A 10635-nucleotide genomic window follows, 5' to 3' on the forward strand; every position below is an offset into this window, starting at 1 on the left:
CTCGCCGTCGGGAGCGCGAACCGTGATGGTCGGCGCGTATCCGTTGCCCATGAGGAAGATTCGATCGCCCGCGACATCGAGCGGATGGTTCACCCGCACCTCTCCGGCTGTCGGGTCCTCGCCTGCGCGTTGGGTGGTGAGTCGCGCGACGAAGTCTCCGGCCTGACCGGCGCCGCTTTCGTCGGGAGCGACGTAGCTGACGCTGAACTCGTCGAGCGTTATCGCATAGGGAACGAGGGAGTTCTCGTCGACGAAGCGGCCGGGGTTGAACGAGGAGTAATCAACGAGCGCGTTCGTGAACGTGTCGCCCTGGATGATGACGGTCTGGCCGGTGTAGGTGAAGCCTCCGCCGACTCCGACCGCGATGAGAACGCCCACGAGCGCGCCGTGGAAGATGAGGTTCCCGGTCTCTTTCAGGTAGCCGCGCTCTGCCGAGACACTGAAGCTCGGGGCGCCCCGACGATCGGTGTCGTACCGCTCGGTGCGGTAACCACCGCGGCGCAGCTGCTGCTCGGCGAGAGCCACAGCGTCGGCCGCATAGGCTGCGGGGTCGGCATCCGCCCCTTCGATCAACGTCTCGCGATACGTCGAGAGCCGCTCGAGACGTGCAGGAGTGCGCGGGGGCCGGGCCCGCAGCGCCTTCCAGTGGTGCTGCGTGCGCGGGATGACACATCCGATGAGCGAGATGAACAACAGGATGTAGATCGCCGAGAACCAGGCCGACGTGTAGACGTCGAACAGTTGGAGCCCGTCGAGGATCGGCGCGAGGTCGGGGTTGTCGGTGAAGTACTGCGTCACGCCGTTGGGATCGGCACTGCGCTGGGGTACGAGCGACCCCGGGATCGCCGCGATTGCGAGCAGCAGAAGCAGGAGCAGCGCCGTGCGCATGCTGGTGAGCTGGCGCCATCCCCACCGCGCCCATCCGACGACGCCGAGCGCGGGCGAGTTGACGGTGTTGGCGGGGGCCGGACCACCGGCATCCATGCTGTCGGCCGCAGCATCGGCGTGATCGGCGGGGCGAAGCGGATCGACGGTCACGACAACAGAGCGGGAGGGGGACATTGATGAGCACCCCCTGGAGCGAGATCATGAGCGTCGTCCAGACGCCGGTGAGCATGAGGATGCCGAGCAGCACCAGCAGGATGCCGCCGGTGATGTTGATGACGCGAATGTGGCGTCGCAGGAACGTGACGGCGGTGGTCGCCCAGCCGAGGCCGAGCGCGAGCAGCACGAACGGGATGCCGAGTCCGAGCGAGTACGTGAGACCGAGGATTGCCGCCCGCCCGGGGTCGCCGAAATTCCAGGACAGCGCGGTGATCGCGGCCAGGGTCGGGCCGATGCACGGAGCCCAGCCGAGGCCGAGCGCGAGACCCAGCAGGGGGGCGCCGATGAGGCCGATATTGCCGCGTACCTGCGGTTTGATCGTGCGCTGCGCGAAGCCGAACAGCCCGATGAAGACGAGGCCGAGCAGGATGATGACACCACCGAGGATGCGGGTGATGAGGTCGCCATACCGGAGGAAGAACTGGCCGAGCGCACCACCGAGGATCGTGATCGCCATGAACACGACGGTGAATCCGGCGATGAACAGCGAAACCCCGCCGAGGAGACGCGCCCGGCTCGGGACCGCGATCCCCTGGTCGTTGCGGGTCGAGGTGACTGAGCCACCGATGAACCCGAGATAGCCGGGCACCAGAGGCAGCACGCACGGCGAGAGAAAGGATAGGACGCCCGCCGCCAACGCGATCGGGACGGCAACCCAGAGGGCTCCCCCTCCGATCAGGTCGGTGACGTTCATCCGTTCTCCGCGAGCGTTTCCTTCACGAGGGTCGTGAGGATGGACGAGCTCGAGAGCGCGCCGATGACCCGAGCAGCGACGCGGCCTTCGGGGTCGATGACAAGCGTGACGGGGGTCGCGTTCAAGGGGGTCGCGTCCGCGAACGCGAGCTTGAGTTCGCGGTCGCCGACCGAGATGAGGCTCGGATAGCTGACGCCGTTGTCTTCGGCGAACGATCGCGCCGTCGGCGCCTCGTCGGCGGTGTTCAGGCCGAGGAACGCGACATCCGGCCCGCCGACCTCCTCGTAGGCGGCCTCGAGTTCGGGCGCCTCGACGATGCACGGCGCGCATGCGGCGTACCAGAAGTTCACCACGAGCACCTGACCGCGGTAGTCCTCGCTGGTCACCGTCTCGCCGGTATCGGTGACGCCCGAGAAGTTCAGCGGCGCGGAGCGTTGGTCGATGGGAATCGCGACGGCTTCCATTCCGTTCTGCGCGATGAAGCCCTTGTTGTCACCCGCCCGGTACTGGTCGGCGAGCGGATCGGCGGTGCACCCGGCGAGCACTCCGCCCACCGCGAGGGCGCCAACCAGCGCGAGAGCGACGGATGCCGACCCGCGGCCACGGCGAATCGTCACGTCACACCGCCCCGACGTCGATGGCGCCCGATGTCGCTGCGGGCTCGACATAGTCGACCTCGACCCACCCGTCGGCTGACCGCTCGAAACTCGTCACGCTCGACAGCGCGCACCGGCGGTGCCGCGGATCGTGCTGCGTCGGAAGCCCGGCAACTGCAAGGTGGGTCACCCAGATAGGGAGCTGATGGGAGACCACGACCACGTCGCCGTCGTCTGCCTCACCCCAGGCATCCGTCATCGCGGCATCCATGCGGGCGACGACCTGCGCGTAGGGCTCACCCCAGCTGGGCACCGCGGGGCGAGCGAGGTACCGCCAGTTCAGCGGGTTCATCAGGGCGCGCTTCATGCGCTTTCCCTCGAAGACGTTGGTCGGCTCGATGACGCGCTCGTCGGTGGTGGCCCGCAGACCGAAACGGTCGATGAAGGGCTGGGCCGACTCCTGCGCCCGCTGCAGCGGGGACACGATGAGGGATGCCAGCGGGCGCTCGAGCCCGCCGATCCAGGCCGCCGCTTGTTGCGCCATACGCCGTCCGTCTTCGCTCAGCCCGTAGCCGGGGAGCCGTCCGTACAGGACCCGATTCGGGTTGAAGACCTCCCCGTGACGCACGAGATGGACACGGTCAGCGGGCACATCCTCAGTCTACGTGGGGGTTCGCTTTGCGCGGGCTGAGAGCGCTCGCTGCTCTGCGACCGAGGGCTCAGTCCGCGGAGGGCTTGGGATCCCCTGCGCGCCGGTCGGCCACAAGCGTACGGATGCGAACGACGAGGAACCACGCAATCCCGACCACCACCGCGGCGATCACGACGTACTGCAGGATGTCGGCGTACCGCTCGATCACGGGCCAGGCCTCACCGAGGAAGAACCCGGCCAGTACGAAGATCGTGTTCCACAAGGCACTGCCTGCGACGGTCAACAGGCCGAACTTCCACAGCGGCATGCGGGTCACGCCCGCCGGGATCGAGATCAGACTGCGGAAGATCGGCACCATCCGCCCGAAGAAGACCGCCTTGCCACCGTGACGGTGAAACCACGCGACAGTGCGATCAATGTCATCCGGACGCAGTAGCGGGACCTTGGCCGCGATCGTGCGCAGTCTGTCCACGCCGAGCCAGGCGCCGATCCCGTAGAGCAGGAAGGCACCCACGACCGAGCCGAGGGTCGTCCAGATCAGGGCCTCCGCAAGAGAGAACGACCCGCGGCTGGCCGAGAGACCCGCCATCGGCAGGATCACCTCGCTCGGCAGCGGCGGGAAGATGTTCTCGAGCGCGATCGCAAGACCTGCACCTGCGGGCCCGATGATCTCCATGAGCGAGACCGACCAGTCGATGAGGTGCGTCATCCAGGAGCCGTCTGCTGTCGCGGTGTGCACCCCACCACGGTACGGCCGCGAGGTTACAGCGGGCTGGACGCTGCCTGTGTAGGACGGCTCGGGTCAGGTACCAGCCCAGACCAGGACGGCACCGATCAGCCAGAGCGCGACCATCAGAACGAAGGCGGTGATCGGGATCCAGAACGAGATCCGACGCAGCACGATCATGACGATCGAGCCGGCGAGTGCGACGAGGTATACGACCCATGGGGAAAGCACTGCAACCCAGATGCCGATGGTCATCACGTTGAAGTTGCACCCGGTCGGCGAGCACGAGTCCGATGCGAAGGTCAGGAACGCCCCGAAAACGGATGCCGTCACTGCTGCTGCCGCCAAGAGCAGAAGCAGCACGATCGAGACGATGAGATCGGCCCACCGTAGGGGTCGGCGGGGCTTGCGGGGGCGAGGGGCGACCGGCGTCGCGGATTCGGCGGAATCGCCCGCGGCGCCCTCGTCTGCGGCATCCGTCTCGCTCGGCACGTCGGCGTGCTCGGCCCGCTCGGGCTCCTGCACGCGGAACGAGCTCGGATCCATGCGGAAGACGGGGTCTTTCGGGTCGCTCACGGGCCCATCCTAGGGCGCAGGCGGTTCGCGGCGCACCGGCCCGTAGACTGGGCGCTCGTGAGTGAACGCGTCCTGGTCAACCAGCTCAAGCAACTGCCCGCGGGCACCGTCTCCGTTTCCGGATGGGTCGAGACAGTGCGCGATCAGAAGAAGGTGCAGTTCGTCGTCCTGCGCGATGAGACCGGCGCCGTTCAGCTGGTGAACCCCGCTACTCGGGAGCTGTCGGAGGATGCCGACGACGCGGCTCGCGCAGCCCTTGCCCTCACCGAGACCATCTCGGCGCTGTCGACGGGCACCTTCCTGACCGTGACGGGGGAGCTCAAGCACGACGAGCGCGTCAAGCTCGGGGGCGTCGAGATCAAGATCCACACTCTCGAGATCGCCGCGGCATCCGACCCCGAGACCCCGATCGCCGCAGACAGCGGGCTCGACAAGCGCATGGACTGGCGCTTCATCGACCTGCGTCAGGCCCGCAACAACCTGATCTTCCGCGTGCAGACCACGCTTGAGCACGCGATGCGCAGCTACTGGATCGAGCGCGACTACATCGAGATCCACTCCCCCAAGCTCATGTCGAGCCCCGCCGAGTCGCGGGCTGAGCTGTTCCAGCTCGAATACTTCGGCGACCAGACCGCGTATCTGGCGCAGAGCCCCCAGCACTTCAAGCAGATGGCGCAGGCCGCGGGCTTTGGCAAGGTGTTCGAGATCGCTGATGCCTTCCGTGCCGACCCGAGCTTCACGAGCCGTCACGCCACCGAGTTCACCTCCATCGACGCCGAGATCAGCTGGGTCGACTCGCACGAAGACGTCGCGCGGATGCAGGAAGAGTTGCTGCAGACGGCTATCGCGGCTGTGAAGGAAAAGCACGGGGCTGAAATCGAAGAGCTGTTCGGGCTCGAGGTCACGGTTCCGACGCTGCCGTTCCCCCGCATTCCCCTTGCCGAGGCCCGGTCGATCGTCGCCTCCCGCGGGTACGAGATCCCCCGCGCTGACGGCGACCTCGACCCCGAAGGCGAACGTCAGCTGTCGGCATACGTGAAAGAGACGTACGACCACGACTTCGTGTTCGTCACCGACTACCACCCCGAGATCCGGCCGTTCTACCACATGCGTGACCCCGAGACCGGGATGACCAAGAGCTACGACCTGCTCTACCGCGGCACCGAGATCACGACGGGCGCGCAGCGCGAGCACCGCGTCGAGGTTCTTGAGGCGCAGGCCACCGAGAAGGGTCTGGATGTCGCAGGCCTCGAGCACTACCTCGACTTCTTCCGCTACGGCGTCCCGCCGCACGGCGGTTTCGGGATGGGCCTCGCGCGCCTTCTGATGCTGCTACTCGGCGAATCCTCCATCCGCGAGGTGACGTTCCTCTTCCGCGGCCCCACGCGCCTCGCGCCCTGAGCCGGGTGCCGGTCACGCCTACGCTGGGAGGATGACCGCAGCTCCGGCATCCGATCTCTCACCCGTGCGCCCCGAGGGGACACACAACTTTCGCGACATCGGCGGCTTGCCCCTGGGGTCGGGTGATCGCACGCGGGCCGGGGTCTTGTACCGGTCGGACGCCCTCAGCGGCCTGACACCTCGGGGTCTGGAGCAACTCGCCGCGAGCGACATCGAGGTCGTCATCGACTTCCGGACCGACATGGAGCGTCAGATGGGGCCCGACATCCTGCCTGCGACGCGGCCCCCGCGCGTCGTTCAGCTCGGCGTGCTTGAGGGAGCGATGGCCGGGCTGGCTCAGGAGGTGCTGCGCTCCGCATCGCAGCAGAGTGATCCCGAGGCCGTATCCCGCGCGATCGAGGCAGCCCTGGCCCAGATCCCCTCACTGCCCGATCTGTATGTCTCGATGCTGCAGCACGGCGCGAGCGCCTTCGCCGAGACGGCGCGCACGGTAGCCGAATCCGACGGCGCCGTGCTCGTGCACTGCACGGCCGGCAAGGATCGCACAGGCGTCGCGATTGCGCTCATCCTTGACGCCGTCGGCGTGGAACGAGCCGCGATCGTCGATGACTACGCCTCCTCGGAGCGAAACCTCGCTGGCCCCTGGACCGAGCGCATGTTCGGGATGCTGCAGGCCATGGGGCTCCCCCGCACACCCGCACTGGATGATCTCGTCGCCGCGACGCCGCCGGTCGCGATCCTGACCGCGTTGGAGTGGGTAGACGCCAACCACGACGGCGCTGCCGGCTACCTGCGCTCAGGTGGACTGACGGATGCCGAACTCGACGCCCTGCGGCGGCGCCTCGTCTAGGGCCGCGAGCGCCGCGACTAGATGACGAAGTCGACGGCGTGACGGGATGCCACGACGCTGCGGATGAAAGCGGCGACGTCTTCGTGGGCCGGATGCACCTGGTAGGCCTCGAGGGCATCGAGATCGTCGACATCCATGATGAGTACGACATCCGCATTGACGTCTGGATACTCGCTGTTGGCACCGGCCGACAACGCGCGGATCTCGGGAACGACCCCGACCAGGGCGTTCAGCCGCCGCGCGACCTCGGCCGCGTGCTCCGCGCGCGTGGCGGCATCGCTTGCAGCCATCGTCCACATCACGACATGACGCAACGTCATCGGGACACCTCCTGGGCTCGGGGCGCGGCATCCGCTTTCTCCAACGCCGCACTCAACCGTGCAGCGTCGAGGCGCCAATGCGCGTGAAAGTCACCGTCGATGAGCACGACCGGGATCTTCTCCCACCACAGCTCCGCGAGCGCCGGGTCGTCATCGATGGAAAGCTCCGTGACGGTCACCGCATCGGCTTGCTCGTCGGGGAGATCGGCGAGAACGTGGTCGATCACGCCCCGCGCGACATCGCACAGGTGGCATCCGTCCCGGCCGATGAGAGTCACTGTCGTCACGCTGCCATCGTACGGCGGCGGCGATCCTCCGAGCCTCCTGTGTTCCTGGCGCCCCGCTTCGGATACACCCGGTGCGCCCCGTAGCGTGGACGAAGGCCCCGGAGGGAGAACGGATGCTCAACCTGCGCCCGCACGACTGGCAGAGCGCGACAGACGTCGTCGATGCGACGACAGCGACCCTCGGACCCTGGCTGACCTTTGCGATTGCCGTTGTCGTCGCCGTCGTGTCCGCGCTGGTGCTGACCGTGATCGTCTCGGGGATCGTGAAGCTCGCGCTCCGGCGACGGTCATGGGGCCAGAGCTTTGTGCGCTATGTACGGCGGCCGTTTCGCACGATCATCCTGATCATTGCCCTGTGGATCGCCATCGACCGCTACTTCCCGCTGGGGCTAGCGGGCGGCAACGCCGCCGAGAATGCGGCGTGGGATGCCGTCATCGATCGCGCTGCGGCTATCGGCTCCATCGCGGCGGCGGCGTGGCTGCTGATCGAGCTCGTGCGCTTTGCCACCGAGATGGCGCTCGGCCACTACCGGATCGATGTGCCCGACAACCGCGTCGCTCGACGCATCCGCACCCAGGTGCTGATTCTCCGCCGCGTCGCCGTGGTCATCATCGTCATCCTCGCCATCGGTGCGGCGCTGCTCACGTTCCCGTCGATCCAGGCATTTGGCGCCAGCGTTCTGGCATCGGCCGGTATCGCCTCGATTGTCGCGGGACTTGCGGCACAGTCCGTGCTCGCCAACATGTTCGCCGGCATCCAATTGGTCTTCAGCGAGGCCCTGCGCGTCGATGATGTCGTCGTCGCGGACGGCCAGTGGGGTCGCGTCGGCGAGATCACCCTCAGCTACGTCGTCCTCGACCTCTGGGATGACCGCCGCCTCGTGTTGCCGTGCACGTACTTCACCACGACGCCCTTCGAGAACTGGACGCGCAAGGGGAGCGAACTGCTGGGAGCCGTGGAGCTCGACGTGGATTGGCGCATCTCCACCGCCCGCATGCGCGAGCACCTGCAGCGCGTGGTCGGCGAGACCGAGTTGTGGGACGGACGCACGGCAGTGCTCCAGGTGACCGAAGCCACCGGCGGAATGGTGCGGGTACGCATCCTGGTCACCGCCGCGAACGCGGGGACGCTGTTCGACCTACGGTGTCTGGTGCGCGAAGAGATGGTCGCGTGGGTGCGACGCACCAATCCCGATGCCCTGCCCGTGCAGCGGATCATGGTCACGCAGCCCGCCGAAGCCACCGAGGCCGAAAGCACGAATACCGGCGCCGTGGAGGGGCTGTTCTCGGGGAGCGCGCAGGGCGAGGCGCGCGCCGCCCAATACACCAACGCGATCCCGATTCAGGATGACGCGTCAGATGACGCCGATGGTGACACGGAGGACGCCCGGCGCGAATCGCCGACGTCGGAGGAATCAGCAAGGTAGGACAAACTGGCCACACAAACACGAAGCGCCCATCCCTCGGACAGGCGCTTGGTGTGGTGGCCGCAACTTACTTCTTGTTGCGGCGCTGGTGGCGAGTCTTGCGAAGCAGCTTGCGGTGCTTCTTCTTCGCCATGCGCTTGCGGCGCTTCTTGATGACAGAACCCACGGAAAACCTCACAATGTCGGGGTCTGGGCGTCGAACGCGGCGTGCGTTCTCGCCCGGGAACGGGCATGAATGGAAAAATGCCTCGGATCAGTCTAGCCGACGTCAGCGATGGGCCGCTGAAGGGCTGCTGTCACCGCAGACTCCGGCACGCGATAGCTTCGTCCGAAGCGCACCGCCGGCAGCTCGCCGCTGTGCACCAGACGGTAGACAGTCATCTTCGACACCCGCATCAGGTCAGCGACCTCTGCGACCGTCAGGAAGCGCACATCCGGCAGCTCTGCCACGGCCTCCCCTTTCCACGCCCAGCGCGCCGGAACGACGCGCCGGCGGTAGCGAACACTCTAGAGCCTGCGCGAGACGCGTGTAAACCGGTGTGACTCGTGTGACGTGAGTGGTTACCGGCCAGGGAGCTTCCGCCAGGCGTTGGTGACGGCGTACTTGGCGGATGCCGCGGCACGGCCTACCGCCTCGGCTGCGTGCGCTGCAGAGTCAGACAGTGCGACGGGCAGCTCGAACTCAAGGTCGTCTTCGGTGGTCAGGAACGGGACGAGCCAATCGTCGACCTCGTCGAGGGGTTCTGGCGAAAGGCTGTAGTAGCGATGCTGCCCTTCCTCCCGAACGGAGACGAGATGGGCATCGCGCAGCACCTTCAGGTGTTTGGAGACCGTGGGTTGGCTGACACCAAGCTCACTCACGATCTGGGACACACTCGTACCCGAGTCGGACGCGGACTCGCGGTCGAGCAAGAGCCGCAGGATGTCGCGCCGGGTGCCGTCTGCGATCACGTCGAAGATGTCCGCCATGTGTTCAGGGTAGTCGCGTGCGCGCCCGGCAGTAGCATGAGTGAGCGATCCGGCCGACAACGCTACCGCGTGAGCCACCGAGCGAGACACCAGGGAGGGTGGGGATGTCCGAAGGCGTGCGTGCGACGCCGCATCCCCTGCGCACCCTGGGGCACCGCCTCTTCGAGCTGTTCCGCACCGTCGCTCAAAACTCACCGTCGCGGTTCGCGATCTTCGTGTTCGTCGGTCTGATCCTCATCTTCACCGGGCTCTTCTCCCTGCCGATAGCCTCGGCGAACGGGCAGGTGACGGCGTTTGCGGACGCGTTGTTCACGGCGGTCTCGACGATCTGTGTGACGGGCTTGGCAACCGTGAACATGGCCACGCACTGGTCACCGTTCGGGCATGTCCTGATCTTCATCGGCGTGCAGATCGGCGCGATGGGCGTCCTCACGCTCGCCTCCATCCTCGGGCTTGTGATTTCGCGGCGACTGGGCCTGCGGGCAAAGCTCATCGCCGCGAGCGACACCAATCCCCTGCGCAGCCACGGCGGCCCGGTCAATGAGAGCCAGACCGTGCGGCTGGGCGATATCGGCGCGCTACTGCGGGTGGTGGCCCTCTCGACCCTCGTGATCGAGTTCGTCGTCGCCGTCCTGCTGTATCCCGGGATGCTGGCCTCGGGCATCGAATGGAACGTCGCGCTCTGGGAGGCGCCGTTCTACGCCGCGATGGCGTTCACGAACACCGGCTTCACCCCCAACGTCGAGGGGGTCGGTGCGTTCGCCGACAACTACTGGGTCCTCCTCGTCCTGATGGGCGGGGTCTTCCTCGGTTCGATCGGGTTTCCCGTCATCTTCGCGCTGCGGCGGGAGCTCTGGCACATCCGTCGGTGGCCCCTCCACACCAAGCTCACCCTGATCACGACGACCACACTGTTCGTGGTGGGCGGGCTCGTCTTCTTGGGGTTGGAGTTCAACAACCCAGCGACCCTCGGCAGTCTGGATGCCGCCGACACGACGATGCAGTCGTTCTTTCTCTCGGCGATGACCCGAT

The 10635-nt window shown here is 66.8% G+C and carries 14 protein-coding genes and 1 pseudogene; 4 read left to right on the forward strand and 11 right to left on the reverse strand.

What is annotated here, in order from left to right; translation table 11 throughout:
- The 6 genes and pseudogenes from Q1V87_RS06255 to Q1V87_RS06280 all read right to left on the reverse strand — a co-directional run.
- The coding region (locus Q1V87_RS06255) for a cytochrome c biogenesis protein ResB (RefSeq protein WP_300591318.1) at nt 1-1062 on the reverse strand (1062 nt) is incomplete at its 3' end.
- Nucleotides 1046-1798 (reverse strand): annotated as a pseudogene (locus Q1V87_RS06260) (cytochrome c biogenesis protein CcdA); the annotation flags it as partial. The pseudogene Q1V87_RS06260 and the gene Q1V87_RS06255, both read right to left, overlap by 17 nt.
- Nucleotides 1795-2415: a TlpA disulfide reductase family protein gene (locus Q1V87_RS06265; RefSeq protein ID WP_300591319.1), complete on the reverse strand. Its 621-nt coding sequence runs from the start codon at nt 2413-2415 to the stop codon at nt 1795-1797. The gene Q1V87_RS06265 and the pseudogene Q1V87_RS06260, both read right to left, overlap by 4 nt.
- 1 nt (nt 2416) lies before the next feature.
- Nucleotides 2417-3046 carry a histidine phosphatase family protein gene (locus Q1V87_RS06270; protein ID WP_228177865.1) on the reverse strand — a complete coding sequence of 210 codons (630 nt, stop codon included), beginning with the start codon at nt 3044-3046 and terminating at the stop codon, nt 2417-2419.
- Between the two features lie 67 nt (nt 3047-3113).
- Complete coding sequence (locus tag Q1V87_RS06275) at nt 3114-3755, reverse strand: DedA family protein (protein ID WP_300591330.1); 642 nt, start codon at nt 3753-3755, stop codon at nt 3114-3116.
- Nucleotides 3756-3848: 93 nt separating this feature from the next.
- The gene (locus Q1V87_RS06280) at nt 3849-4349 is read right to left on the reverse strand and encodes a DUF6264 family protein (RefSeq protein ID WP_300591320.1); all 501 of its coding nucleotides are present in this window, start codon (nt 4347-4349) and stop codon (nt 3849-3851) included.
- A 57-nt stretch (nt 4350-4406) separates the two neighbouring features.
- Between Q1V87_RS06280 and aspS the strand changes: the two genes are divergently transcribed.
- On the forward strand, nt 4407-5750 hold the full coding sequence (gene aspS, locus Q1V87_RS06285; RefSeq protein ID WP_300591321.1) for an aspartate--tRNA(Asn) ligase: 1344 nt from the start codon (nt 4407-4409) through the stop codon (nt 5748-5750).
- Between the two features lie 31 nt (nt 5751-5781).
- Nucleotides 5782-6600, forward strand: a complete 819-nt coding sequence (locus tag Q1V87_RS06290) for a tyrosine-protein phosphatase (protein ID WP_300591323.1) — start codon at nt 5782-5784, stop codon at nt 6598-6600.
- Between the two features lie 17 nt (nt 6601-6617).
- Here Q1V87_RS06290 and Q1V87_RS06295 read toward each other — a convergent pair whose 3' ends face one another.
- Nucleotides 6618-6920, reverse strand: coding sequence for a Dabb family protein (locus Q1V87_RS06295; protein ID WP_300591324.1), 303 nt, complete (start codon nt 6918-6920; stop codon nt 6618-6620).
- Nucleotides 6917-7207 (reverse strand): glutaredoxin family protein, encoded by a 291-nt coding sequence (locus Q1V87_RS06300; RefSeq protein WP_300591325.1) that lies wholly within the window; start codon nt 7205-7207, stop codon nt 6917-6919. Before Q1V87_RS06300 ends, Q1V87_RS06295 begins: the two co-directional genes overlap by 4 nt.
- Nucleotides 7208-7320: 113 nt before the next feature.
- Between Q1V87_RS06300 and Q1V87_RS06305 the strand changes: the two genes are divergently transcribed.
- Nucleotides 7321-8634, forward strand: coding sequence for a mechanosensitive ion channel domain-containing protein (locus Q1V87_RS06305; protein WP_300591326.1), 1314 nt, complete (start codon nt 7321-7323; stop codon nt 8632-8634).
- 67 nt (nt 8635-8701) lie between these two features.
- Here the strand turns inward: Q1V87_RS06305 and Q1V87_RS06310 are convergent, their stop codons facing one another.
- From Q1V87_RS06310 to Q1V87_RS06320, 3 genes are all read right to left on the reverse strand, one after another.
- Nucleotides 8702-8800, reverse strand: coding sequence for an AURKAIP1/COX24 domain-containing protein (locus tag Q1V87_RS06310; protein WP_003792170.1), 99 nt, complete (start codon nt 8798-8800; stop codon nt 8702-8704).
- Between the two features lie 92 nt (nt 8801-8892).
- On the reverse strand, nt 8893-9084 hold the full coding sequence (locus tag Q1V87_RS06315) for a helix-turn-helix domain-containing protein (RefSeq protein WP_195692293.1): 192 nt from the start codon (nt 9082-9084) through the stop codon (nt 8893-8895).
- A gap of 111 nt (nt 9085-9195) precedes the next feature.
- The gene (locus Q1V87_RS06320) at nt 9196-9603 is read right to left on the reverse strand and encodes a metalloregulator ArsR/SmtB family transcription factor (protein WP_300591328.1); all 408 of its coding nucleotides are present in this window, start codon (nt 9601-9603) and stop codon (nt 9196-9198) included.
- A gap of 104 nt (nt 9604-9707) precedes the next feature.
- Between Q1V87_RS06320 and Q1V87_RS06325 the strand changes: the two genes are divergently transcribed.
- A partial coding sequence (locus tag Q1V87_RS06325) for a potassium transporter TrkG (protein WP_300591329.1) occupies nt 9708-10635 on the forward strand: 928 nt, incomplete at its 3' end.

This window comes from Microbacterium sp., from assembly GCF_030149085.1.
GTDB lineage: Bacteria > Actinomycetota > Actinomycetes > Actinomycetales > Microbacteriaceae > Microbacterium.

Excerpts from the sequence above, each read along its gene's own strand:
- Q1V87_RS06275 (WP_300591330.1), bottom strand. The coding sequence starts at position 3,755 with ATGACGCACCTCATCGACTGGTCGGTCTCGCTCATGGAGATCATCGGG.
- Q1V87_RS06295 (WP_300591324.1), bottom strand. The coding sequence starts at position 6,920 with ATGACGTTGCGTCATGTCGTGATGTGGACGATGGCTGCAAGCGATGCC.
- Q1V87_RS06290 (WP_300591323.1), top strand. The coding sequence starts at position 5,782 with ATGACCGCAGCTCCGGCATCCGATCTCTCACCCGTGCGCCCCGAGGGG.
- Q1V87_RS06305 (WP_300591326.1), top strand. The coding sequence starts at position 7,321 with ATGCTCAACCTGCGCCCGCACGACTGGCAGAGCGCGACAGACGTCGTC.
- Q1V87_RS06320 (WP_300591328.1), bottom strand. The coding sequence starts at position 9,603 with ATGGCGGACATCTTCGACGTGATCGCAGACGGCACCCGGCGCGACATC.